Here is a 25,803-nt window from a genome sequence, read left to right as displayed (position 1 = left end):
AATGTTTAGTTAGTTGTTGTTGGTAATTACGTGAAAATATATAAATAAAATGTTATTGCTGTTTATTTTTATTCAGTGAAAGAATTTAAACAAAACTACTAAACTTCAGGATACGCTGTTAGCGATTCATTTAAACAATGCAACCGCCTATATTCATTGGGCGAACATTTTTCATGCTTTTTAAATACTGTTGAAAAATACTGACTTGTAGTAAAACCACACATGTAAGCCACTTCACTCACAGTAAATTTTTCATTTTCTTTCAGAATTTTTTTCGACATTTCTAATCTTCGCATTGTTAAATAACGCATTGGTGTTAAATTTGTTAACTGTTTACAATGGTGCGTAAAGCGCGTTAAACCAACACCTGCAGATTGTGCCATTTGCTCAATAGTCCAATTTTCAGACAAATTTTTATCCAACTCTTTTAAAAAATACTGCACACTTCTAGAGCTATCGGTTAATGCTTCATTTAACTCAATTTTTTCGTTATCTAATAAATCTAAAATCAAGATAAGCAAATAATTTACTAGCAAACGTATTCGCGAAGCGTTACTTCCGTTTTCATCTGTATTTACAGCCATATTTATACGTTTGAAACAATCTCTAAATCGCTGATCTGTTTTTAAAATAGACTTTTCATTATGTCTTAGAATGGTTGTTAACCTAGATAAATCACTGTTAGTAAGCGTAATCCAATCTGGCCAAACCCATTCTTGGTGCGGTCTTCGCACACCTAAATCAATAATAACCCAATAAAACTTCCCCATACCTATATAAGGATTTCCAACTTTATGCGCTTCCCAAGGACGGGTTATTGTTAAATGATTTGGCGTTAACAACACCTCTTTATTTTCTTGTGAATAGGGCATAGTACCAGACTCTAAAAAATGAAATTCTATGCCCTCATTTCTATGCCAATCTAAACCCCAATCTTGCGGTTCATTTGCATCCCAATAACCAATACTATTTAACCCCAAGGTATTATCATCTAACCTATCACCAGGATATGTATGTCTTGCCAAAGCCTTAAATTTCAACTTTTTTCTTTGATAAGCATCTATTAATGGCAAACAAGTATCTGCATGATACACCACACCATCTGCTTCATAAGGCTCTATTTGATGTATATTTATTTTCACTGAAAAAATTTAAACATTACAATAGTGCAAAATAAGTATTTTTAAACTTATATTAAAAATTAACCCTATTTTGTAGAATATTATCAATATTCACCACATTAATCTACAAAATTATAATACAAACTAAATGAATAACATTAATAATACTGAAACATACGACGCTATTGTAATTGGCACAGGTATTTCAGGGGGTTGGGCGGCCAAAGAACTCTGTGAAGGCGGTTTAAAAACACTGGTTTTAGAACGCGGCAGAATGGTTAAACATATTGAAGACTACCCAACCATGAACTTAGACCCGTGGGACCAAGAATTAAAAGGAGATATTACTGCCGAAGAACTAAAAAAATACCCCAAACAAAGCAGAACGGGCTACACCGTAAAAAACGAAACAAAACACTGGTTTGTTAACGATTTAGAACACCCTTACAATGAAACTAAACGCTTTGATTGGATGCGTGGCTACCATGTTGGCGGCAGATCTATTATGTGGGGAAAACAAAGCTACCGGCTAAGTGATTTAGATTTTACAGCAAATATACGTGATGGTCATGGTATTGATTGGCCCATTAGATATAAAGACATTGCACCATGGTACAGTTATGTTGAAAAATTTATTGGCGTTAGTGGCGAAGCCTTAGGCCTACCCCAATTACCCGATAGTGTTTTTGAACCACCAATGGAACTTAACTGTGTTGAAGAACACCTAAAAGAAAGTATGGCAACCAAATTTGGGCGCGTACTAACTATTGGCAGAGTTGCCCATATAACAAGCAACACAGCCAGAGAAGGCCGTAGCCGCTGCCAAAGCAGAAACCGCTGTAGTCGTGGCTGTCCTTTTGGTGGTTATTTTAGCAGTAACGCTTCTACATTACCAGCAGCTGAACGTACCGGGAATATGACATTAAGACCGCATTCTATTGCTTATGAAATTATTTACGATGCCGACAAAAAAAAAGCAACAGGCGTTAAAATAATTGATGCTGAAACTAAAGAAAAACTAGAATTTAAAGCAGATATTATTTTTTGTTGCGCATCTGCTATGGCATCAGCTTCTATTTTATTACAATCAAAATCTGACAGATTTCCCAATGGCTTAGGTAATGATTCTGGTGAATTAGGCCATAATATCATGGACCATCACTTAGGAGCTGGAGCTTCTGGAAGAATTGATGGTTTTGAAGATAAATATTACTACGGAAGAAGACCCAACGGCGTTTACATACCAAGATTTGTTAATTTAGGAGATAAAGCTTCAGAAAACAAAAACTTTTTAAGAGGCTACGGCTACCAAGGTAGAGCTACAAGAGGTGATTATACAGAATCTACCGAAGAACTAGCCTATGGTGCTGCTTTTAAAGAAAAAATGCTAGAACCCGGAAATTGGCGTTTAGGTATTGGTGGTTTTGGTGAGTGCTTACCATATCATGATAATAAAATGACTTTAGATTATGATAAACTAGACCAATGGGGTTTACCAACCATAACATTTGATGCCGAATGGAAAGAAAACGAATACGCCATGAGAAAAGACATGATAGCACAAGCAGTTGCCATGTTAGAACAAGCCGGTTTTAAAGACATTCAAACCAGAGACCAACCTAAAGCACCAGGTATAGGCATACATGAAATGGGTACTGCCAGAATGGGGAACAGTTCAAAAACATCCGTTTTAAACAAATACAACCAAATACATACCGTACCAAATGTGTATGTAACAGATGGCGCTTGCATGACATCGGCTGGTTGCCAAAACCCATCACTTACATATATGGCTCTAACAGCACGGGCTGCCAATCATGCTATTAAACAATTTAAAGCTAAAAACTCATGAATCGAAGAAACGCATTAAAAAACATTGGTTTATCTTTGGGTTATGCTGCTGTAGCACCAAGCGCCATAAGCATACTTCAAAGTTGTACTTCTGAAGCTGAAATATGGACACCCAAACTTTTAACTGTAAATCAAGGCCATGTTTTAAAAAATATTGTTGATTTAATTTTGCCTAAAACCGAAGCTTCTCCCGGCGCTTTAGAAGTCAATGTACCTGAATTTATAGATCTGTTAGCTTTTAAAGCTTTCAATAAAGAAAAGCAAACAAAATTCATAAATGAAATAGATGCCATTATACTAGAACTAACACCTAATAAAGCCGAAGATTATTCTATTTCTAACATAAAAACAGAAGCTTATGATACTCTTTTAGCTAAATATTTAAAATCTAGTCCCGAAACACGTAAAACCTTCAGTAAAAACGAAAAAATAGTATTTAATGCTCTAAAAAACATCCGCTCAAAAGCAGTGTGGGCATTTAAAAACAGCGAATTAGTTGGTGAAAAGGTACTTGCTTACAACCCCGTTCCTGGTCCAGACAAAGGCTGCGTAAATTTACAAGAAACAACTAAAGGAAAAGCTTGGTCATTACAAAGATAAACTTATGAAATACCTAAAAACACTTCTAATATTTACATTGTTATTTAATAGTATTGCTTGCAAAAACAAACCTAAACAAGCAACAAAAAACCCAACTCCTGAAAAAGAACAATGGGTGAAATTATTTAATGGCAAAGATTTAAATGATTGGATTATTAAAATAAAAGGACATCCTGCTGGTAATAATTTCAACAATACGTTTGTTGCTGAAAATGACATTTTAAAAGTAAACTACAATAAATATAACGACACTTTCAACAACACTTTTGGGCATATCTACTACAAAAAACCTTTTTCTAATTACCGTTTTAGAATGGATTACAGGTTTACAGGAAAACAATTGAGTGATGGTGCAGCTTGGGCTAACAGAAACAGTGGTATTATGATACACTGTGAAGACCCAAAAAAAATTGGGCTAGATCAAAATTTCCCAGTATCTATTGAAGTACAACTTTTAGGCGGCAATGGAAAAGATGAACGTACAACTGCCAACCTTTGCACACCGGGCACCAACGTTGTAATGGATAATGAATTAAAAACCGAGCACTGTATAACTTCAGCATCGCAAACATACCACGGAGAGCAATGGGTTCATATTGAAATTGAAGTTAGAAATGACTCTATTATTAAGCACTTCATTAATGGCAATGAAGTAATGCGCTACTACAAACCACAATATGGCGGTGGAAATATTGACTATAATGTTGAATATTGGAAATCTTTAGAAGGCAAACCACTAAAAAACGGCTACATTTCCTTACAAAGTGAAAGCCACCCCGTTGAATTTAAAAATATTGAAATTTTAGAATTATAAACACCTACAAAGCCTGTATTATAAAAAATAAAACTTAAAAATAACTGTACATTTACAAGCAAAAAAATTATAATGAGTAAAAAACAAAAAATTACAAATGTAATTTTATGCATTATTTTTATAGCATTTGCGGCAATACAGCTTAATGACCCAGATGGTTTACTCTGGTTTTTAATTTATTTTATGGTAGCCATCGCCTGTTTAACACCCAACTTTAAGGCTATACCCAAACCTTTATTATGGTTAATGCTTTTAGGTTTGTTTGGCTATGCTTCTTTTCATTTTTCGTTATTTTTAGATTATTTAAACACAGACAATAAACAAGAAATTTTTGGTGAAATGGTTTATGAAAAACCATACCTTGAAGGCTCTAGAGAATTTTTAGGCTTATTAATTGCTGCTGCGGCTATTTTCTACCAAATTAAAGCCAATAAAAAATAATACATTTGTTCAATATTTTTCACTGAATAAATACGCACACAAATAGTATTTTTATTTTGCATTTTTGTGTGTTAACTAAACTAAATTCTCTCTTTTTATTAAACAATGATTAACTTTAAAAAAAACACACTTTACCTTACCCTTATTTTATTAAGCAACATTGCATGGTCTCAAGTATCAATAAGCGGTAGTATTTATAACAACAATAATAAAGCCATTGAAGGCGCACATGTTTTAATACAACCAACTAACCAAACAAGTATAACAAATACAGAAGGCTCATTTAATGTTCAAAATATTTCAGAAGGAAATTACACGTTAAAAATTTCTTATTTAGGCTACAAAACTATTAGCAAAAAAATTGACGTTAAAAATACCGATATTACACTAAAATTTAATCTTGAGCCCGATTTATTAAACCTTCAAACTATTGTAGTAACAGGTTCTTTCAACCCTAACAAAACAATTGAAACCAGTACATCTGTTAGCACACTTACACAAAAGGATATACAAAACACATTTCCAAGAGGTACTGCAAATTTACTTCAAAATATAGCAGGAACGTTTACTGATGCGTCTGCAGGCGAAGTATTTACAAGAGTTTATACACGAGGAATTTCGGCTTCTGCCGAAGATGATATGGGCTGGTATTACGTATCATTACAAGAAGATGGCTTACCTGTTAGTTTGGTACAACACTCTTACTATTCGCCAGATTTATTTCACCGAACCGATATTACAACACAAAAAGTTGAAGCTTTAAGAGGCGGAAGCGCATCGGTTACTGCAATGAATGCGCCCGGTGGTATTTATAATTTTATTTCAAAAGGTATAAATGAAAATTTTGGTGGCAACATTATAGCTTCAACAGGCATTCAAGGTGAAGATAATAATCCTATTTACAGAATTGATGCCAATTTAAATGCTCCGTTGGGCAACAATTGGTATTTTAACCTTGGTGGACACTATAGGCATGATGATGGTGCTAGAAACACCAATTTCACATTTAGCAAAGGTGGGCAGGCCAAACTAAACCTTATTAAAACTAACAACAAAGGTTATTTTAAATTCTATGGAAAACTTTTAGATGATTACACCAACCGCTACACTGGTGTTGCCGCTACTAACTGGAACAACCCTAAACCTGCTTTTGGACAAGACTTTAGCTCAACAGCTTTAATGATGCCTTCATTTAATGTTGAAATTCCCGACGGAAGAAATCCTAACAAAACCAATAGTTTCAACCCTTCAAATGGTGTACACGCCCAAGATTTTGCTTTAGGTTTTGATTTTTCTCAAAATATTGGCAATAACTGGACACTTAAAAACAACATTAAATTTTCTACAAAAAAAGCCAATTGGCAAACCTCAATTAGTAACGCCTTTGTATCATTAAGTGATCCAACTGCTTATTTTGTTAGTGGTGCTAGTTTTCCTATTGGGCAAGTAGTTTTTAATGATGCACAATCTGGTACCGAGTTAGCACGCGTTGATAATAGCGCTATTTTATCGGGTGGTTCATTTCAATATTTAACAAATGGCAGCTTGCCAAATGATGCTATTATGGGAACATCGGCTTGGTATAAAGATATTTCTGCAGATGAATGGATGAATAACTTTTTGCTTCAAAAAGAACTTAAAAATCATAATATTTCTACCGGACTATCACTTGGTTTTTCTAAAACAGATCATTTTACCCAAGGTAGTTTTGCATATGTTACTTATGAGCCCAACCCTAGAATGTTACAAGTTACTTTAGAAAACCCTAACCAACCTGTTGTTGCTTTATCTAATGCCACAGGCGCTAGCAATTATGGCGGCTTATTTTATGTAAACACTAATGCTAATGTAAACCAAATTGCCACCTTTATAAATGACGAATGGAATATTAACCAAAATTTACGTTTAGATGTTGGTTTACGCCTTGAAAACATTACCCACAAAGGTAACAAAGATCGTTACGCGCCACTAGGTATAAACGGCGGTGTTGATGGCAATGAAAACACAGCCTATGATAACGGCCTTTTAGGACCAACAGGAGCTACTGACGATTTTAATTTCAACTACAATTACCTTTCATACTCCGCTGGTTTAAATTACAAACTAAACAATAACACAGCTATTTTTGGTCGTTTTTCTAAAGGAAATAAAGCACCAGAATTAAATTACTATTTTAACAATTTTGATAATGTACCAATTAATGGTAAAGGCGAAGTTCAAAAAATTACGCAAATTGAAACAGGGTTAAAACTAAGCTCTAAACTCATTTCTTTTACAAGCACCATTTTTTGGAGCGAACTTAAAAATATTGGTACTAGCAATTTTGAATTTGATAGCGGTTCTAACACCGTATTTTACACACCAATTCAATTTAACACCTCAAGAACTTTAGGTTTTGAATGGGAAAGTGTTGTAATCCCAATTCAAAACATAGCTTTTAAATTTAATGGTGTTTTACAAAACCCAAAAGCTGAAAAGTGGCAAATTTACAACGCTGCTGGTACTGTAGACACAACTGACGATACAATTACAAATTACTCTGGAAACCAATTAGCATTCAACCCTAAATTAATGTTTAACTTGGGTAGCTATTATAATAACAATACGCTTTCCGCATTTTTTAATTGGCAATACATGGGTAAAAGAGAAGGTAATGCCGCAAATGCATTCCAACTAGATGCCTACAGTACTTTTAACACAGGTATTGGCTATAAAATTTCTAAAAACCTATCTGCTAATTTGGTAATTAACAATTTATTTAATTCTGAAGGACTTGCTAACTTTTTTGGTGCTAATAGTTTTGGTGCAAGCGCTAATGGTGTTACAAAAGAGTTTGTACAAGCAAACCCAGATGCCAGTTTTGTGGTTGTACCTATTTTACCAAGAAGCTCATTAATTAACCTTAACTATATATTTTAAGTTAAAAACAAACTAAAAAACTAAACAAATGAAAAAGTACATGCTTTTATGCAGCTTAATATTACTTGTTTGCTCTTGTAAAGAAGACCCTGAAGTAATATTCACCCAAGCTGCTGTAAAAAAAGAGGTAAAAAAGAAACCACTATCTTATTTACCCTTTACACAAATTAAATTAAATGATTTAGAAGGTTTTAAGCCTACCGGAGAAAATTGGATTATTGTTGGAGACGTTATTTCAGATCGAAAAACAAAAAGAACTGTAACTTTTTCTGAAGGCACAGGTATTATTTTAAATAAAAACGACCAAGAAAAAGGAAAAAACAAAAATCTTTATACAACTTTTGAACATGGCGATATAGAATTAGAACTAGATGTTATGGTTCCTGTTGGTTCTAACTCTGGACTTTATTTCCAAGGGCGTTACGAGGTTCAAATTTACGATAGCTGGAAAGTTAAAAAACCAAAGTACGTTGATATGGCAGGAATCTATCAACGTTGGAATAAAGAAGCTCCTAAAGGAAAAGAAGGTTACGAAGGAACCTCCCCAAGAGTTAATGCAGCAAAAGCACCAGGCCTATGGCAACATTTAAAAGTTATTTTCCATGCTGCAAAATTCAATAAAGCGGGCAAAAAAATAAAAAATGCTTGGTTTGAAGAGGTTTGGCTTAATGGTGTGCTTGTTCAAGAAAATGTGGAATTAACAGGGCCAACCAGAGGTGGAGGCAATAATGCTGATGAAAAGCCAAGGGGGCCATTAATGATTCAGGGTGACCATGGTCCTGTAGCCTTTAAAAACATTAAATACAAGCTGTATGAAGACAACAAACTTAAGATTTCTAATTTAGTTAGAACAGAGTATAAACACCCAGGTAAAACAATTGGCAACTTAGATACTGTTGCAAAAGTAAATGAGGAAAAGGCTAAGGTCTTGTCGTTTAACGATGTTACCAGCAAAAGAGAAAGAAAAATGGTTGCGTTTTCTGGTACACTTTTTGTACCCAAATCTGGAAATTACCTTTTTGCAAGTCAAACAACAGGAATTGCCGAACTATATTTAAACAATAAAAAAGCGTTTCGCTTTAAAGGTAGCCGTGATGAATTTGGTTTTAATACTGTGGCTTTAGAAAAAGGCAATATTCCATTCACAGTTGTATACAACCAACATGCGCCCTGGGCTCGTGGTTGCAACTTGTTTGTAGAAGGCCCTGAAATGATAAGCTATTCTTTTTTTGATGACGTTAAGAAAGGCGCTGGAGAATTTGATCCTTTAAAAGGCATTATTGTTGAGCCCAAAGATAAACCAGTAATGCAACGTAGTTTTGTAAACCATAAAGGCGAAAAGCATACACATGCCATATCTATAGGAACTCCTCAAGGTGTTCATTATTCCTACAATCTTGCAACTGGGTCTTTATTAAAAGTATGGCGAGGATCATTTCTAAACACCACACACATGTGGCTTTCAAGAGGATTTAAACAATTAGGTGAACCTGTAGGGTTTGCCATATCCATGCACGGAGATTTGGAATTTGCACCACTTGAAACCGAAAACACCCCATGGCCTATTCCTTTACCTGAAAACAAAGGTCTTAAACAACTTGGTTATGAATTAGATGCCTCAAGAATGCCAACATTTTCCTATCAAATTGGAAAAACTGTAATTACTAACACGTTTACAGTACCCGAAGGTAATCGCCAGTTAAACAAGTCAATAACCATTTCCAAAGGAAAAAATCTATGGCATAAAATTGCCGATGGCGAAAACATAAAGGAACTTCCAGATAATATTTATATAGTTAACAATGAGAGTTATTATATCGATTTATCTGGTAATGAGCTTAAGGCAACCATCAGAAATATTGATGGAAAAGACGAACTTTTAATTAAAGTTCCTAATGGAGACAGTAAGATTAATTATAGCATTATTTGGTAAACTAAAAACAATATTAACATGCAAAAAATAGCAAAAATTTTATCCGTAGCCTTATGTTTTTGTATTGGTCAATGCGTTTTTGGTCAATTAAAAACAGTAAAAGAAAAAGAAGCTGAATATTATAAAATTGTAGATGTTCCAATCCCAGAGGGTATAGAGCTAGAAGTAGGTGGCTTAGCCTTAACTAATGAAGACAAACTAGGTGTTTCAACACGCCGTGGTGAAGTTTGGCTAATTGATAAACCTTATAGTGAAACACCAAAATTCAAATTATTTGCACATGGCTTGCATGAAGCCTTAGGTTTAGGTTTTAGAGATGGTGGATTCTACCTATCACAACGTGGTGAGTTAACTCGACTTTTAGATAAAGATGGTGATGATGAGGCTGATGTTTACAAAACCATTTTTTCATGGCCCTTATCTGGTAATTATCATGGCTACTCCTACGGACCAAAATTCACAGAAAATGGTGATATGATAGTCAACTTAAATTTGGCCTGGATGAACGGAGGCCAAAGCCCTGTAAGATGGCGTGGTTGGATGTTAAAAATTACACCTGAAGGCGAAATGACACCAATTGCAACAGGATTACGTTCTCCAGCTGGAATAGGCATTAACCCTGAAGGCGATTTTTTCTACACTGAAAACCAAGGAGATTGGGTAGGCTCAGGCAGAATGACGCATTTAGAAGTTGGTGATTTTGCTGGCCATCCATCAGGCTTAAAATGGAGTGATGACCCGCTATCTCCTTTAACATTAAAACCTGAAGATATTCAGGACAATTCTGGCATGACATTGTACGAGTATGCCAAAAAAGAAAAAGAGTTGAAAGCACCTGCTATTTGGTTCCCTCATACCATTTTAGGTATTTCAACATCTGATATTTTATATGACACTACAAATGGTAAATTTGGCCCATTTGAAGGCCAACAATTTATTGGAGACCAAGGCCATAGTAAAATTATGCGTGTTTATATGGAAAAAGTAAATGGTGTTTATCAAGGTGCTGCTTTTCCTTTTGTTGATGGTTTTTCATCTGGAGTATTACGTATGATTTGGGGAAGCGACAACAGTATGTTTGTTGGTATGACCAGCAGAGGTTGGGCTTCAACAGGTAAAAAAGAATTTGGATTACAACGCTTGGTATGGACAGGTAAAACACCGTTTGAAATTAAAACCATGAAAGCTAAAGATGATGGTTTTGAATTAGAATTTACTAAACCAGTTAGCAAACAACAGGCTGAAGATATTTCAAACTATAAAATGAAAACTTTTACGTATAAATACCATAAAACTTACGGCAGCCCTATTATTGATCAGCAAAATGCTATGATTCACAAAGCTGAACTTTCAGCTGATGGCTTAACCGTTAAACTTACTGTACACGGCATGCGTTTAGGGTACATTCACCAACTAGAAATTCCTTCTTTAAAAGCAACATCGGGTGAAACATTACTGCATAAAAAAGCATATTATACCTTAAATGAAGTTCCGGGTGGCGAATTGAAATCAATGCAAATGGAAATGAAAAAGTCTGATAAAAAAATAGAACAACCTAAACGTGTTACTACAATGCCGCATGATTGGGGTGAAGCTGGTGCTGATGAAAAAGTATCTATTGGAACAATTCCCGGACTAAAATATGATACTGAAGAAATTACAATAAACCGAAATAGTAAAATTGAATTTACCTTAAATAACAATGATGATATGATTCATAACATAGTTATTACTAAACCAGGTAAAGAAACACCTATTAAAGTTGGAGAAATGGCTCTTGGTTTAGGTTTAGATGGCCCAGATTTAAACTATGTTCCTTTTAGTGATTTAGTATTAGCACACTCTGGTACCGTGGGACCAGAAGACTCTGAAACCATTTACTTTACATCACCAAACGAACCAGGTGAATATTGGATAGTTTGTACATTTCCAGGACATTCATTTACCATGAGAACAAAACTAATTGTAAAATAATTTTCAATTTTAGTCATAAAAAAAGAGGCTCAAATTGAGCCTCTTTTCTTTTCTAAAAAGTGCATTATTTAAACCTAGATACATATCCTGAGGCAGCCCACTCGGTTCCTCGTAGCATAATTTTTTTCCAGCCCTCGTTTTCCAAGGCTTCAACATTATGCCCTAGAACATTATGAAAACAACGCCCTTTCCCCTTGGTATTCCAAAGTATTACAGGCTCCATAATATCACGACCATTGTTAGTTTTTTTTGATAATGATGTAGCTAAAACATTTGGATTATCTATTAATTCAAGGTTTACCCATAGTTCGTCTGTTATCCAAAAATCCTCTACTCCTTTGGTAATGGGGTGTGTACGGTTTGTAAAAACTATTTTATGCTCGGTAATTTTACCATGTCTGGTCTTTTTCCCCCAGGTGCCTCCAATTAACTCATGAAATGCTTTCCAATCGTAAAATGAGGCACTGGCTCCATGAAATAGTACAAATCCTCCACCTTCGTCTATATATTTCATTAAACCTTGTTTTGTATATTGGGGCCAATCTTTTACATTTTCTGGATAAGGGTTCCAATTACTTAAAACCACATCAAACTTCTTAAAATCGTTATATTTAAGAGTGTCTGGAGATTCTGTTACGTAGGTTTCAAAATATCCAGACTCAGAATACATGTCTAGCAATTGGGTAGTGGTAGCTTTCCAGTTATGGTTGTTACTACCAGTAAGTATAATTACTTTAATTTTGTTTTTATATTGGTTTTTATTGCTTGCACAGTTTATTAATAAAAGTGTGCAAACAAGAAAATTTAAAATATATTTCATGCGACATGCCCTTAATGAGCCACATGTTTGGCATATTTTATCCTGTAATTTCTTGGGGAACATTTGAATCGTTTTTTAAAAATGGTTGCAAAATATTGTGTGCTTGAAAACCCACAGTCGTAACAAATATCAGCTATACTTTTATTTTTAGGTTTGTTCAGCATTTTGGCTGCTGCATCTAACCTAAGCTTTATAAGATAATTTACTGGGGTCATATTAGTAAGTTCTTTACAATACTTTGATAAGCTTGTAATGCCAAGACCGCAGTGTTCTGCCATAGATTCTAAAGACCAGTTTCTATGGTAATCTTGTTCTAAATAACTTAAAAATATTTTAACTGTTCTTTTATTAACTGTAAGAGATTCATCCAACACAACTTTGTCTTTCTTAAACAAATCTACCAATTCCAATAATAGCTGATTTACTAAAATGTTTAATTTAGAGTGTTGAATAGCAATTTCTACAGTATCTAAGCATTTACCTAATTCTGCAAAATAACTCTTTATTTTATTATTGGTTTTCCAAACGGGCATCTCATTTTGCCTAAGAACCTTTGTTAAAAAATCAAGATCTTCTTCTGAAAGGATTATCCAATCTGGCCACTTCCATTTTTGATGTGGTTGCCGAACATTCACATCAATTATTAACCAGTACAGCTTACATATACCTATATTAGGATTACCAAGTTTGTGAGGTTGCCAAGGTCTTGTAATAGTAAAATCTCCAGATTTTAATTGGTATTCTTCATTATCTCCTTTGGTAAATGTTAAGCTTCCTGATTCTAAAAAGGTGAATTCAATACCTTCATTTCTATGCCAGTTTAATCCCCAATTCTGATTTATTTTGGCATCCCAATATCCTATGCTATAAACACTGGGTAAAATATGGTCAGGAAGATCAATACCTGGATAATCTGCGCGCCTAAGGCCCCTCATTTTTAGTTGTCCGGAATTAGCAGCCTGCTCTAAAGGCACGCAACGGTCTGGTATATACAACATATGGAAATCTTTCTCTTTCTCGGTTTTCATTGCACTAAAAAGGTCTTAATTAACTTGACCTTTCAAGTTACAAAAAAGTGTGCAAATTTTCTTTTAGTATTTTCAATTCGAAATGCAAATTATGATTCTAGACTATTTAAGTAATGGTAACTTGCTTTAACCGCTTCTTCACCTGCTACTTCAAGGGTTGTATAACCATCAAAGCCAATTTTTTTAAGAGCTTGATGAATTTTCTCTATACCTATAACCCCAGACCCTAATGGAATTAGTGACATACCACAGCCAAATACCTTACCTCTTTGTTCAATATATTCTTCGGGTAAGTCTTTCCAATGAACATGTTCAATTTTATCTCCCAATTTATTAATCATTTCAATTGAGTCTCCACCACCCAACCAAAGGTTACCAGTATCTAAGTTAACGCCTAACGCTTCTGAATTACAAGCATCTATGATACGCTCCATGTGTTTCACTGAATCTGTATATTTTCCGTGAGGCTCTAGCAAAATTTTCACCCCATAATCTTTTGCCATTTGCATAGGTTCATGAAGTTTTTCTCTAATGGTGAAGATAGCTTCATCATCTGTAAGATTATGTCCAAATTCTGTATGCGCATCTCCTTCTGTAGTGATAACATGTTTAATGCCAATTGTAGCAGCCATTCTTATGGCTTTAACAATTTGTGATGTGCCATAACGCCAAGGAGCAGTAGGATCTAACAATGTAGCGTGTGCACAAACACTAGTTAATGTAATGCCGCGAGATTCAAAAAGCCTTTTAATATCAAAAGCATTAGCATCTAAACTAGCTACCGCATTAAAACCATAATGCGACCCTAAACAAGCGCCATCGGCATTATCAGTAACATCGGCATATTTAATACCCCATGCTTGTATTTGATCTGCTTGTTGTTCTAAAGTTTGAAATGGATTGATTAGTGCAAAGCACCCTATTTTAATAGCCATAATCTTGTTTAGTTTAATAAGTGAATATTTATTTTAATTTAGATGTCCATTTTTCCCAAGCTTCATATACACGACTTCATCAATTTACTTTGAAAAATTAAAAGTTGACTACTTAATTTTGAATTATATCTTGTCTTTATCCAGACTATTCTTCATCTAACGTCAGCCCCTGCATATAACCAATCAAATCTCTAATTTCTTCGTCTTTTAGACCAGTTAGCAACCCTGGCGGCATTAAGGATATATCCACAATTTTACTTGATTCAATATCCTCTGTTTTAATGGTTACTTTTTCGTTACCTGCAATTATAATAACAACTTCATCTTTATTACTGGTATACATTCTTCCATTAAACACACTTCCATCTTTTTTTTTGATTTGCATCTGATCAAATCCTGTTTTGATATTTTTATTTGGGTCTTTGATAGATTCAATAATCTGTTCCCTAGAAAGCAAGCGCCCTATTCCTGCTAGATCTGGCCCTAACATCTCCTCGTTACCATCAATAGAATGGCACGTATTACAGGCCCTCATCTTAAATATTTGTCTACCTTTATTAGCATTACCCTTTACAATTGCGGTAATTTTCTTTGGATCGTCAGGCTCCACCCAATCAGCTACAACCATTTTATAAAAAGCACCTTCAGGTGTTTTATGAGGTAAATGCATACGCCCTTCTGTGCCAAATTGGGCTAAATACAAATCTCCATTGGCATCAAAATCTAAATCGGAAAGCTTTTCAATATTATCGGCTACTGGAAATTCTTCAGCTTCATACTCCCCATTTTCATTTTTTACCATACGTACACGAGCAATAGACCCTTCGGTCCATTGACCATCAGGCCCCCAATAAGAAATAAATAAATCGCCTGCTGTTCCATCAAAATCATTGTCTTTGGGGTTAAAAACAATTCCAACAGGTGCAAACCCATACTTTAATTTTACAAGTGGATCAGTAGCCTTGGGTTCATCTGGATATTTATTTGGGTTATTACCATAGAACCCTCCTCTTTTAGCATGATTAAGTTCTTCATATTTATTTTGATTTCCTTTATTATCGGAAAAGAAAACCTCATCTTCGTCATTCAACGTTAATCCATAAGCAAACCTGAGTCCTGTTGCAAATCGCTCATAAGATTTTCCGTTTGGTGCAATTCTCAAAATTGAACCTCTTAATTTATTTGGATCTGGTGCAGCATTTTTGTTGAGCTGATCTGTACAAAGAATAGCGAATAGATAGCCCTCTGAATCAAAATCAAGACCAAAGGTCCAATCCCAATAATGCAGTGTCCAAGGAAAATCATCAAAAAACGTATAACTATTATCCGCTACAAAATCACCATCGGTATCTTCATACACCCTTATCTCTTGGGTTGTAGCTACGTACATCTTATTATCTTTAAAGGCTAAACTTGTGGGGTAGCGTATACTGTCATTCTTTACATCGCAAAATAATTTGGCATGATCTTCTAAACCATCACCATCAGTATCTTGTAAAGAATAAATTTCACCGGTATAATTTGCTGCATAAATTACATTATTAGGGCCTGAAATAATTGCTACCGGATTCCATAAGGTTACACCTGTTTTAATTGGTAATTTAACGGTCGCATAATGCCCGTATACTTTTACTGTGGTATCTGTATACTTTATTACCGTTTTTTCCCAATTTGAAAAAACACGTTGGTTTTCAGATTCTTTTTTACAAGAGCTTATTAGCACAGTAAAGATTAAAAGTAAAATTAACTTATCTAGCTTTTTCATGTTTAGTATTAATAAATAACGGTTAAAGTTAAGCTATAGTTAAAACAAAAATGTTTAATATATCTCGTCACTATATTTTAAACTTTACAGTTTGAAAAATAAGCACAAAAAAAGAGGCTCAATATGAGCCTCTCTATTTATTTTTAGGATTGAAGGGTTTACTCAACAATAAACTTACCTTTCATTATTGCGTAATGCCCCGGAAAGCTACAAATAAAATCATATGTTCCTGCTGCTGGAGCATCAAACTCAATAGATGTTGTTTGCCCGCCTCCAATTAAATCAGTATGTGCAATAATATCATCTTTTGCAGATTCTGGAATATACTTAGTATCTCTGGCTGTAGCTGCTTTTCCTGCAAAGGTTACAATATCAACGCCTTGTTTTAAAATAACCACGTTATGGCCCATTACGTTTAAATCCATTTTTCCTTTATGGCGTAATGTTAATTTAACTTTTTGGCCTGCTTTAGCTTTAATTTCATTTTTATCAAACTTCATCATATCATCACCAACTAACACTATATTGGCTAAGTTATCTTCTTCTTTAACCTCATCAGTTGTTGTTGATTTATTTTCATATGAAAATGATTCTTTTTTCTCTTTCTTTTCTCCGCCACAACTAAATAAAACCGATGCAGCAAAAACTGATGTTAATACATATTTAAATGTTTTCATTTTTAAAACTAAATTTTGTTTGTTAATATTCTAATGTGTTTAATGCACTAAAATACGGCAAGAAAAAACAGTCTCAAATTATAATTAAAAAATATTTAATACTAATTACTAAATTTTTCGTTAGAAGGTGTAAAACAATTATTTAAACTAAAAACTGAAACAAATCTGGTTTGTCATTTAAATAATCGCCATAAAAATTATGAGCCTTCATTTTAGCTATTAAAGGCTCTAAATCTGTTGATGATTTAAGTTGCACACCAACTACTGCCGAACCATTTTCTCTGTTGGTTTTTTTAGCATATTGAAAATAGGTAATATCATCATTTTCACCTAAAATATCAACTACAAATTGTTTTAAAGCACCTGCACGTTGCGGAAATTTCACAATAAAATAATGCTTTAAATTAGCGTAAAGCAATGCGCGTTCTTTAATTTCGGGTGTTCTGGTAATATCATTATTACTTCCGCTAATAACACACACCACATTTTTATTTTTTATAGCTTCAGTATAAAAATCTAAGGCAGCAATACTTAATGCGCCTGCAGGCTCAACTACAATGGCTTCTTTATTATAAAGTTCTAAAATGGTTTCACACACTTTACCTTCGGGTACAGGAATAACGGCATGTAAGTTTTGTTTACAAATAGGAAATGTTAGGTTGCCAACACGTTTTACCGCAGCACCATCAACAAATTTATCTATATTCTTTAAAGTAGTGTTTTTATTATTTTTTATTGAAGTTCCCATAGATTGTGCTCCTTGCGGCTCTACCCCAATAATTTTTGTTTTAGGAGATAAGGTTTTAAAAACCGTTGACAAACCCGCAGCTAAACCACCACCGCCAATGGGTATAAAAACATAATCAATGGTTTTATTGTATTGCCCTATAATTTCTAAACCTACGGTTGCCTGCCCTTCAATTACTTTTTTATCGTCAAATGGATGGATAAAAATTTTCCCTGAGCTATTACATTCTAACATGGCTGCATGATATGCATCATCAAACGTATCACCTTGTAATTTAATATCAATGTAATCTTCACCAAACATTTTTACTTGTTCAACTTTTTGATTGGGCGTTGGTGTTGGCATATAAATTACACCTTTAATTTTTAACAATTTACATGATAGTGCTACACCTTGCGCATGGTTACCTGCACTTGCGCAAACCACACCATTGCTTGCTTTTTTTTGTGATAAAGAACTTATTTTATTGTAAGCTCCTCTAATTTTATATGAGCGTACTTGTTGAAGATCTTCACGCTTAAAATAGATATTAGAATTATATTTTTTTGAACATCTTAAGCTATGGTATAAAGGCGTAACTGCCGATACTTTTTTAATAGTATCGGCAGCTAGCTTTATATTATTTATGTTAGGAAAATATATGTTTTTTTCCTGTGCCATAATATGTTTTTAGTATTAAACTATTGGCTTCATAGCTGTCATTGATGTTCTTAAGAATCTACCAATTTTTTCAACTGGATGATTTCTTAACGCTGCATTAATTTCAATTAATTTAGCGTTATCAACACCTTCGCCATTGTCTTTTGCATATGCTTTTCCAATAATATCAGTATCTACTGTTTTCATAAAATCTGCTAACAAAGGCTTACATGCATGATCAAATAAATAACAACCGTACTCTGCAGTATCTGAAATTACACGGTTCATTTCGTATAATTTTTTTCTAGCAATAGTGTTTGCAATTAATGGTGTTTCGTGTAAAGACTCATAGTACGCAGACTCATCAATAATTCCAGATTCTGTCATGGCTTCAAACGCTAATTCTACACCTGCACGAACTAATGCTACCATTAATACGCCGTTATCATAATATTCTTGCTCGCTTATTTCCATATCACCCGCTGGTGTTTTTTCAAAAGCAGTTTCAGCAGTTGCAGCTCTCCAACCTAATAAGTTTTCATCTCCATTAGCCCAATCTGCCATCATTCCGCTAGAAAAATTACCTTCCATAATATCGTCCATATGTTTTTGGAATAATGGGCGCATGATATCTTTTAATTCTTCAGAAATTTCAAAAGCTTTAATTTTTGCAGGGTTTGAAAGTCTGTCCATCATGTTTGTAATACCACCGTATTTTAAACCTTCGGTAACAGTTTCCCAACCGTATTGAATTAATTTTGAAGCATACCCTGGCTCAATACCTTTTTCAACCATTTTATCAAAACATAAAATAGAACCTGTTTGTAATAAACCACAAAGAATTGTTTGTTCGCCCATTAAATCACTTTTTACCTCAGCAACGAAAGACGACTCTAACACACCTGCTCTATCTCCTCCTGTTGCAACAGCATAGGCTTTTGCTTGTGCTAAACCTTTACCTTCAGGGTCATTTTCCGGGTGTACTGCAATAAGTGTTGGTACACCAAAACCTCTTTTGTATTCTTCGCGCACCTCAGAACCTGGTGATTTTGGTGCACACATAATTACTGTAAGGTCTTCACGAATTTGCATACCTTCTTCAACAATATTAAAACCATGAGAATATGCTAAAGTTGCCCCTTTTTTCATTAATGGCATTACAGCTTTAACAACGTTTGTGTGCTGCTTATCTGGTGTTAGGTTTAAAACTAAATCGGCTGTTGGAATTAACTCTTCATAAGTACCAACTGTAAAACCGTTTTCAGTAGCATTAACGAATGATGCGCGCTTTTCTTTAATAGCTGCTTCACGTAATGTGTAAGAAATATCTAACCCAGAATCTCTCATGTTTAAGCCTTGGTTTAACCCTTGAGCTCCACAACCTACTATTACTATTTTTTTGCCTTTAAGTGCGTTTACACCATCTGTAAATTCAGATGCATCCATGAATCTACATTTAGACAATTGGTTTAATTTACCTGCTAATGTAAGTGTGTTAAAATAATTTTCCATTTGTAATGTTCTTGTTTTAATACTTGTTTTACCTAATAAATTAGGTGTAGTGTTTAATATTTATTGTTTATTATTTTTTGCTTTTAAAAGCTCTGTAATTTTCATTTCATCTTTGGTTACAGCTATTCTTCCAGAGCGTACAAATTGCATAATACCAAAAGCGTTTAAATCTCTGCGTAAGGCTTCAATTTCATGACGTCTTCCAGATTTTTCTAACACAAAAAATTCTTTATTTACTGTAACAATTCTAGTATTGCTTTCTTTAATTATATTTTGAATTTGAGGCTCTTCAAACAATAATTCAGACTTTATTTTGAACATACAAGATTCTGTAAAGATAGTTTCATTATCTGTGTGATAATACGCCTTAATTACCTCAACTTGCTTTTCTATTTGCCCTACTATTTTTTTTGCTTGCGTTTCAGAAATATTTACTACAATTACAAAACGGTTAACGTTTTCAATTTCAGACTGTGACGTTGTTAAACTTTCTATATTTATATGCCTGCGTTGAAAAATGGCTGAAATACGATTTAATAACCCGATATTATTTTCGGTATAAATTGAAATCGTGAATGTTTTTTGTTCTTCGTTCATTTTTTAAAAGATATTAGACAAAAAGTGAAAAGATTTATTTTTTAAATACTTTACTTTTAAATAACCTCACCTTTTATCTTTTGTTCTATACTTTAAAACTGTTTTTAGCTTAATCTTACATCTGATACTGATGCTCCTGTAGGAATCATTGGGAATACATTATCTTCTTTCTCTACACAAACTTCTAAAAAGTATGATGATTTTGAAGCTATCATTTCTTCAACAGCACTGGCTAATTCTTCGCGTTTTGTTACACGTTTAGCTTCAATATGATACCCTTTTGCAATGGTTACAAAATCTGGGTTTGTCATTTCTGTTGATGCATAGCGTTTATCAAAAAACAGCTGTTGCCATTGGCGTACCATGCCTAAAAACTCATTATTAAGCACAACAATTTTTACAGGTACTTTTTGCTGAAAAATGGTGCCTAATTCTTGTATGTTCATTTGGTAACCACCATCACCAATTATAGCTACAACCTCACGCTCTGGTGCTGCCATTTTAGCACCTATTGCCGCTGGTAATGCAAAACCCATGGTACCTAAACCACCCGAAGTTATATTACTTTTAGTTTTGTTAAACTCGGCATATCTGCAAGCAATCATTTGGTGTTGCCCAACATCAGAAACTATAGCCGCATCTCCTTTACTTTGGGTATTAATTTCTTTTAACACCTCGCCCATAGTTAAACCTTCTTTTTCAGGAAGTAAATCGGCTTTAATTACTTTATCAAATTCTATTTTATATAAATCTTTAAACTCTTGGTGCCACGCTTGGTGTTTGTTTTCGTTAAGTTCATTTAGTAACAGTGCTAAACTTTCTTTAGAATTGCCTAAAACTGCAACATCGGTTTTTACATTTTTATCTATTTCTGCCGGATCAATATCAAAATGAATTATTTTGGCTTGTTTGGCATAGGTGGCTAAGTTTCCTGTAACACGATCATCAAAACGCATGCCTATGGCAATTAAAACATCGCATTCATTGGTTAATTTGTTAGGTGCGTAATTACCATGCATACCAACCATACCAACATTTAGCGGGTGTGATGTTGGTATTGCTGAAGCCCCTAAAATTGTCCAAGCCGATGGAATACCAGCTTTTTCAATAACAGCCTTAAGCTCATTTTCAGCTTCACCTAAAATAACACCTTGCCCCCAAACAATTAAAGGTTTTTTGGCATTATTAATTAATTGGGCTGCTGCTTTTACAGACTCTATATTAGTTTTTGGCACAGGCTTGTAACTTCTTACGTTTGTACATTTTTCGTATTTAAAATCGAATTCTTGAAGCTGTGCATCTTTAGTAATATCAATTAACACAGGACCTGGCCTACCACTTTTAGCTATGTAAAACGCTTTAGCTATTACCTCTGGAATATCTTCAGCTTTTGTAATTTGATGATTCCATTTGGTAACAGGTGTTGATATACCAACAATATCTGTTTCTTGAAACGCATCACTACCTAACAAATGTGAAAACACTTGCCCAGTTATGCATACCATTGGTGTAGAATCTATTTGCGCATCGGCAATTCCGGTTATTAAGTTGGTAGCACCCGGACCCGATGTTGCCATGGCAACACCTACTTTACCAGATATTCTGGCATAGCCTTGTGCAGCATGAGCCGCCCCTTGTTCATGACGTGTTAATACGTGATGAATTTGGTCTTGGTATTTAAACAACTCATCATAAACAGGCATAATGGCACCTCCAGGATATCCGTAAAGAATATCAACACCTTCAGCAATTAAACATCTTATAATTGCTTCGCAACCTGTTATGCGTTCGGTTTTTGTGGTTTCCGTTTTTGTTTTTTCTATGGTTTGTGTTTCTTTCATAATCTTCAACTTTATATTGAAAGACTCTTTTTATTTAGTTGGAATTTTAATACTTATCTGTTACGCAACCTTCAGAAGCTGGCGCTACACATTTAGCGTATTTATATAATATTCCCTTTTTATGTTTTAATGCTGGGGCTTGCCAGTTTGCTTTTCTTTGTGCTAATTCTTCTTCAGAAATTAATACATTGATAGTGTTATCTTCGGCACTAATTCTAATTTTATCGCCTGTTTCAACTAACCCAATAGCGCCTCCGGCTTGGGCTTCGGGTGTGATGTGGCCAACTACGAAACCGTGCGTACCGCCCGAGAAACGACCATCTGTAATTAATGCTACAGACTTACCTAAACCTGCACCCATAATTAATGATGTTGGTTTTAGCATTTCTGGCATACCGGGTCCGCCCTTTGGACCTACATACCTTATAACCACAACATCTCCACGTTTTACCTCGCCATTTGAAATTCCGGTATTGGCATCTTGCTCACTGTTGTAAACAACGGCTTTACCTTCAAACACTAAACCTTCTTTTCCTGAAATTTTTGCAACAGCACCATCTGTAGCTAAATTTCCGTGCAGAATTTGTAGGTTTCCTGATGTCTTTAAGGCTTTATCTGTAGGATAAACAATATCCTGATCTTCAAACTCCATAGCTTTTACATCGGCTAGGTTTTCGGCTAGTGTTTTACCTGTAACCGTTATGCAATCACCATGCAAATAACCTTCTTCTAAAAGGTATTTCATAATTGCTGGCGTACCACCAACACCATGCACATCTTCCATTAAATATTTACCCGATGGTTTTAAATCTCCAATTAATGGTGTTTTGTCACTTACACGCTGAAAATCTTCTAAAGTAAAATCTATATCAGCCGCATGTGCAATAGCTAAAAAGTGTAAAACGGCATTTGTTGATCCGCCTAAAGCATTAACTAAAGTGATAGCGTTTTCAATAGACTTTTTTGAAATAATATCTAAAGGTTTTAAATCTAACTCTAATAAATTTTTAATGGCTCTGGCGTATCTTTCAGCTTCAGATAATTTATTAGGATTTTCAGCAGGAATTGATGAATTATAAGGCAATGCAAACCCCATACACTCTATTGCCGATGCCATTGTATTTGCTGTATACATACCGCCACATGCACCAGCACCTGGAATAGATCTTTTAATAATTTCTTTATATTCTGCTTCGTCTATTTCGCCTGCTACTTTTTGCCCAAGCGCTTCAAAAGCAGATACAATATTTAATTTTTTACCTTTATAATTACCAGATTTTATGGTACCACCGTACATCATTATTGACGGACGATTTAAGCGCAGCATTGACATAACTGCACCTGGCATATTTTTATCGCAACCTACAATAGCTATTAAGCCATCATAGCTTTGTGCATTCATTATAGTTTCAATAGAATCTGCAATAATATCTCTAGACACTAGTGAGTAATTCATACCCGACGTACCCATTGAAATACCGTCAGACACACCAATAGTATTAAACCCTAAACCAACCATACCAGCAATATTACACTCTACTTTCACTTCATCTTTCAAGCCGTTTAGGTGCATATTACACGGGTTACCATCGTACCCTGTACTTGCTATACCAATTTGAGCTTTGTGCATATCTTCATCAGAAAAACCAACAGCATATAACATGGCTTGTGATGCTGGTTGCGATTCGTCTTGCGTTAATCTGCTACTATGTTTGTTTAGTTTGTTCATTTTTTATGATAAAAATTTAAATCTTAGTTAGTTAAATTATGATATTTATATGTTTTTAAGAGTTTTAACAAAAAATGTTAATTTTCAATAAACGAAAATAATGTTTTAGCTACTTGTACGTGTTTTTTATTGTTTTTATGGGTTAAATTCACTACCCGCAAAAACAACATAAACACATAACAATCAATAAATTAACTCTGTTTTTTTATGATGCCCAATGCATTAAAAAAAATCATAAAAAAACCTTCCTATGTAATTTACAGGAAGGTTTTATTTTATATTAATTTATTAAATAGCACTTCCGTATCATTGTGAAATAATCACGCTGACGCTAATTGAAATGATATTTAATACTTTGTTGTTCATCTTGCTGAAACAAATATTTGTAGAAAAATTTTAGAATGCAACTTTTTTCTTAAAAAAAAGAAAAACAATGTGTCTTTAGTTTAATTTTTTTATTTTTGCACATCAATAATAGAGGAAAGATTTGACTGATTGCAACCTCTTTATATCTGTCACATTTAAGATATAAACAAAAATGCTAAAGGCAGTGTTAACTTCCTGAGACGTTTACGTCAAATCTACCTCATTTAAAATTTTTAATAATGTCATATTTATTCACTTCAGAAAGTGTATCTGAAGGACACCCAGACAAAGTTGCTGACCAAATTAGTGATGCACTTATAGATCATTTTTTAGCTTTTGATATAAACTCTAAAGTAGCTTGCGAAACACTTGTAACAACAGGGCAAGTAGTACTTGCTGGCGAAGTAAAATCTAACACATATTTAGATGTACAACAAATTGCCAGAGACACCATTAACAAAATTGGTTACACTAAAGGCGAATATATGTTTGATGGTAATTCTTGCGGTGTGTTTTCTGCTATTCACGAGCAATCTGATGATATTAACCGCGGGGTAGATAGAGCCACCAAAGAAGAGCAAGGAGCCGGAGACCAAGGTATGATGTTTGGCTATGCCACTAATGAAACCGAAAATTACATGCCTTTGGCTTTAGATTTATCGCATAGAATTTTAAAAGAATTAGCTGAATTACGCAGAGAAAACAAAGATATTACTTATTTAAGGCCAGACTCTAAAAGTCAAGTTACCATTGAATATAGCGATGATAATGTACCTCAACGCATTGATGCTATTGTAGTTTCTACACAACATGATGATTTTGCCGATGATGATACTATGCTTGCCAAAATTAGAGAAGACATTAAAACCATTTTAATACCTAGAGTCATTGCAAAATTACCAAAAGCCACTCAAGCTTTATTTAATGATGATATAAAATACCACATTAACCCAACCGGAAAGTTTGTAATTGGTGGCCCACATGGTGATACGGGCTTAACAGGCAGAAAAATTATTGTTGATACTTATGGTGGTAAAGGTGCACACGGTGGTGGTGCTTTTTCAGGCAAAGACCCAAGTAAAGTAGATAGAAGTGCCGCTTACGCTACACGCCATATTGCTAAAAACTTAGTAGCTGCGGGTATTGCTAATGAAGTATTAGTACAAGTTAGTTACGCCATTGGTGTTGTGGAGCCAATGGGTATTTTTATTGATACTTATAGTACTGCAAAAGTTAATTTAACTGATGGTGAAATAGCTGCAAAAGTTTCTGAAATTTTTGACATGAGACCATTTGCTATTGAAGAACGCCTTAAACTACGCGCACCAATGTATAGCGAAACTGCTGCCTATGGCCATATGGGGCGTACCAATGAAATAGTTACAAAAACATTTAGCCAACCAAATGGCAAAAACGTAACGCTTGATGTTGAATTGTTTACTTGGGAGAACTTAGATTATACAGATAAAATTAAACAAGCCTTTAAAATATAA

General features: G+C 34.4%; 19 protein-coding genes. 8 read left to right on the top strand and 11 right to left on the bottom strand.

Translation table 11 applies throughout. The annotated features are described in order from the left end of the window. Nucleotides 1–98: 98 nt before the first annotated feature. A complete protein-coding gene (locus tag ACYX4H_RS07950; RefSeq protein ID WP_476235729.1) occupies nucleotides 99–1,142 on the bottom strand; it encodes a helix-turn-helix transcriptional regulator in 1,044 nt (347 codons plus the stop codon). Between the two features lie 127 nt (nucleotides 1,143–1,269). Here ACYX4H_RS07950 and ACYX4H_RS07945 point away from each other — a divergent pair, with 127 nt between their 5' ends. From ACYX4H_RS07945 to ACYX4H_RS07915, 7 genes are all read left to right on the top strand, one after another. After that, nucleotides 1,270–2,973 (top strand): GMC oxidoreductase, encoded by a 1,704-nt coding sequence (locus tag ACYX4H_RS07945; RefSeq protein ID WP_476235728.1) that lies wholly within the window; start codon nucleotides 1,270–1,272, stop codon nucleotides 2,971–2,973. After that, nucleotides 2,970–3,572 carry a gluconate 2-dehydrogenase subunit 3 family protein gene (locus tag ACYX4H_RS07940; protein WP_476235727.1) on the top strand — a complete coding sequence of 201 codons (603 nt, stop codon included), beginning with the start codon at nucleotides 2,970–2,972 and terminating at the stop codon, nucleotides 3,570–3,572. Before ACYX4H_RS07945 ends, ACYX4H_RS07940 begins: the two co-directional genes overlap by 4 nt. A 4-nt stretch (nucleotides 3,573–3,576) precedes the next feature. Beyond that, entirely contained in the window at nucleotides 3,577–4,386 is an 810-nt protein-coding gene (locus ACYX4H_RS07935; RefSeq protein WP_476235726.1) for a 3-keto-disaccharide hydrolase, read from the top strand. A gap of 72 nt (nucleotides 4,387–4,458) precedes the next feature. Then, nucleotides 4,459–4,827, top strand: coding sequence for a transmembrane 220 family protein (locus ACYX4H_RS07930; protein ID WP_476235725.1), 369 nt, complete (start codon nucleotides 4,459–4,461; stop codon nucleotides 4,825–4,827). Between the two features lie 105 nt (nucleotides 4,828–4,932). Then, nucleotides 4,933–7,746, top strand: coding sequence for a TonB-dependent receptor domain-containing protein (locus ACYX4H_RS07925; RefSeq protein WP_476235724.1), 2,814 nt, complete (start codon nucleotides 4,933–4,935; stop codon nucleotides 7,744–7,746). 28 nt (nucleotides 7,747–7,774) lie between these two features. Further along, nucleotides 7,775–9,679, top strand: coding sequence for a 3-keto-alpha-glucoside-1,2-lyase-like domain-containing protein (locus tag ACYX4H_RS07920; RefSeq protein ID WP_476235723.1), 1,905 nt, complete (start codon nucleotides 7,775–7,777; stop codon nucleotides 9,677–9,679). Nucleotides 9,680–9,697: 18 nt separating this feature from the next. Continuing rightward, nucleotides 9,698–11,653 (top strand): plastocyanin/azurin family copper-binding protein, encoded by a 1,956-nt coding sequence (locus ACYX4H_RS07915; RefSeq protein WP_476235722.1) that lies wholly within the window; start codon nucleotides 9,698–9,700, stop codon nucleotides 11,651–11,653. Between the two features lie 64 nt (nucleotides 11,654–11,717). On the opposite strand, the gene ACYX4H_RS07910 is transcribed toward ACYX4H_RS07915, so the two are convergent. The 10 genes from ACYX4H_RS07910 to ilvD all read right to left on the bottom strand — a co-directional run bounded on the left by ACYX4H_RS07910 (nucleotide 11,718) and on the right by ilvD (nucleotide 23,944). Further along, entirely contained in the window at nucleotides 11,718–12,473 is a 756-nt protein-coding gene (locus tag ACYX4H_RS07910; RefSeq protein WP_476235721.1) for a ThuA domain-containing protein, read from the bottom strand. A gap of 11 nt (nucleotides 12,474–12,484) precedes the next feature. Next, nucleotides 12,485–13,501: an AraC family transcriptional regulator gene (locus ACYX4H_RS07905; RefSeq protein WP_476235720.1), complete on the bottom strand. Its 1,017-nt coding sequence runs from the start codon at nucleotides 13,499–13,501 to the stop codon at nucleotides 12,485–12,487. Between the two features lie 89 nt (nucleotides 13,502–13,590). Next, nucleotides 13,591–14,436 carry a sugar phosphate isomerase/epimerase family protein gene (locus tag ACYX4H_RS07900; RefSeq protein ID WP_476235719.1) on the bottom strand — a complete coding sequence of 282 codons (846 nt, stop codon included), beginning with the start codon at nucleotides 14,434–14,436 and terminating at the stop codon, nucleotides 13,591–13,593. Between the two features lie 145 nt (nucleotides 14,437–14,581). Further along, on the bottom strand, nucleotides 14,582–16,201 hold the full coding sequence (locus ACYX4H_RS07895; protein WP_476235718.1) for a DUF7133 domain-containing protein: 1,620 nt from the start codon (nucleotides 16,199–16,201) through the stop codon (nucleotides 14,582–14,584). Nucleotides 16,202–16,359: 158 nt separating this feature from the next. Next, entirely contained in the window at nucleotides 16,360–16,878 is a 519-nt protein-coding gene (locus ACYX4H_RS07890) for a plastocyanin/azurin family copper-binding protein (protein ID WP_476235717.1), read from the bottom strand. A 142-nt stretch (nucleotides 16,879–17,020) separates the two neighbouring features. After that, entirely contained in the window at nucleotides 17,021–18,286 is a 1,266-nt protein-coding gene (ilvA, locus tag ACYX4H_RS07885; RefSeq protein WP_476235716.1) for a threonine ammonia-lyase IlvA, read from the bottom strand. Between the two features lie 15 nt (nucleotides 18,287–18,301). Beyond that, the gene (gene ilvC, locus ACYX4H_RS07880) at nucleotides 18,302–19,777 is read right to left on the bottom strand and encodes a ketol-acid reductoisomerase (RefSeq protein ID WP_475294593.1); all 1,476 of its coding nucleotides are present in this window, start codon (nucleotides 19,775–19,777) and stop codon (nucleotides 18,302–18,304) included. A gap of 60 nt (nucleotides 19,778–19,837) precedes the next feature. After that, the gene (gene ilvN, locus ACYX4H_RS07875; protein WP_476235715.1) at nucleotides 19,838–20,374 is read right to left on the bottom strand and encodes an acetolactate synthase small subunit; all 537 of its coding nucleotides are present in this window, start codon (nucleotides 20,372–20,374) and stop codon (nucleotides 19,838–19,840) included. Between the two features lie 104 nt (nucleotides 20,375–20,478). Continuing rightward, nucleotides 20,479–22,215, bottom strand: a complete 1,737-nt coding sequence (gene ilvB / locus ACYX4H_RS07870; RefSeq protein WP_475294595.1) for a biosynthetic-type acetolactate synthase large subunit — start codon at nucleotides 22,213–22,215, stop codon at nucleotides 20,479–20,481. Between the two features lie 46 nt (nucleotides 22,216–22,261). Continuing rightward, nucleotides 22,262–23,944: a dihydroxy-acid dehydratase gene (gene ilvD / locus ACYX4H_RS07865; protein ID WP_476235714.1), complete on the bottom strand. Its 1,683-nt coding sequence runs from the start codon at nucleotides 23,942–23,944 to the stop codon at nucleotides 22,262–22,264. 605 nt (nucleotides 23,945–24,549) lie between these two features. On the opposite strand from ilvD, the gene metK reads away from it, so the two are divergent. After that, on the top strand, nucleotides 24,550–25,803 hold the full coding sequence (metK, locus tag ACYX4H_RS07860) for a methionine adenosyltransferase (protein WP_476235713.1): 1,254 nt from the start codon (nucleotides 24,550–24,552) through the stop codon (nucleotides 25,801–25,803).

The sequence above is a fragment of the Seonamhaeicola sp. ABD4_340 genome, assembly GCF_056312135.1.
The sequence above is the reverse complement of the archived record's forward strand: the minus strand, read 5'-3'. Positions and strand labels throughout refer to the sequence as shown.

Excerpts from the sequence above, each read along its gene's own strand:
- ACYX4H_RS07945 (WP_476235728.1), top strand. The coding sequence starts at position 1,270 with ATGAATAACATTAATAATACTGAAACATACGACGCTATTGTAATTGGC.
- ACYX4H_RS07940 (WP_476235727.1), top strand. The coding sequence starts at position 2,970 with ATGAATCGAAGAAACGCATTAAAAAACATTGGTTTATCTTTGGGTTAT.
- ACYX4H_RS07935 (WP_476235726.1), top strand. The coding sequence starts at position 3,577 with ATGAAATACCTAAAAACACTTCTAATATTTACATTGTTATTTAATAGT.
- ACYX4H_RS07930 (WP_476235725.1), top strand. The coding sequence starts at position 4,459 with ATGAGTAAAAAACAAAAAATTACAAATGTAATTTTATGCATTATTTTT.
- ACYX4H_RS07925 (WP_476235724.1), top strand. The coding sequence starts at position 4,933 with ATGATTAACTTTAAAAAAAACACACTTTACCTTACCCTTATTTTATTA.
- ACYX4H_RS07920 (WP_476235723.1), top strand. The coding sequence starts at position 7,775 with ATGAAAAAGTACATGCTTTTATGCAGCTTAATATTACTTGTTTGCTCT.
- ACYX4H_RS07915 (WP_476235722.1), top strand. The coding sequence starts at position 9,698 with ATGCAAAAAATAGCAAAAATTTTATCCGTAGCCTTATGTTTTTGTATT.
- ACYX4H_RS07910 (WP_476235721.1), bottom strand. The coding sequence starts at position 12,473 with ATGAAATATATTTTAAATTTTCTTGTTTGCACACTTTTATTAATAAAC.
- ACYX4H_RS07905 (WP_476235720.1), bottom strand. The coding sequence starts at position 13,501 with ATGAAAACCGAGAAAGAGAAAGATTTCCATATGTTGTATATACCAGAC.
- ACYX4H_RS07900 (WP_476235719.1), bottom strand. The coding sequence starts at position 14,436 with ATGGCTATTAAAATAGGGTGCTTTGCACTAATCAATCCATTTCAAACT.
- ACYX4H_RS07895 (WP_476235718.1), bottom strand. The coding sequence starts at position 16,201 with ATGAAAAAGCTAGATAAGTTAATTTTACTTTTAATCTTTACTGTGCTA.
- ACYX4H_RS07890 (WP_476235717.1), bottom strand. The coding sequence starts at position 16,878 with ATGAAAACATTTAAATATGTATTAACATCAGTTTTTGCTGCATCGGTT.
- ilvA (WP_476235716.1), bottom strand. The coding sequence starts at position 18,286 with ATGGCACAGGAAAAAAACATATATTTTCCTAACATAAATAATATAAAG.
- ilvC (WP_475294593.1), bottom strand. The coding sequence starts at position 19,777 with ATGGAAAATTATTTTAACACACTTACATTAGCAGGTAAATTAAACCAA.
- ilvN (WP_476235715.1), bottom strand. The coding sequence starts at position 20,374 with ATGAACGAAGAACAAAAAACATTCACGATTTCAATTTATACCGAAAAT.
- ilvB (WP_475294595.1), bottom strand. The coding sequence starts at position 22,215 with ATGAAAGAAACACAAACCATAGAAAAAACAAAAACGGAAACCACAAAA.
- ilvD (WP_476235714.1), bottom strand. The coding sequence starts at position 23,944 with ATGAACAAACTAAACAAACATAGTAGCAGATTAACGCAAGACGAATCG.
- metK (WP_476235713.1), top strand. The coding sequence starts at position 24,550 with ATGTCATATTTATTCACTTCAGAAAGTGTATCTGAAGGACACCCAGAC.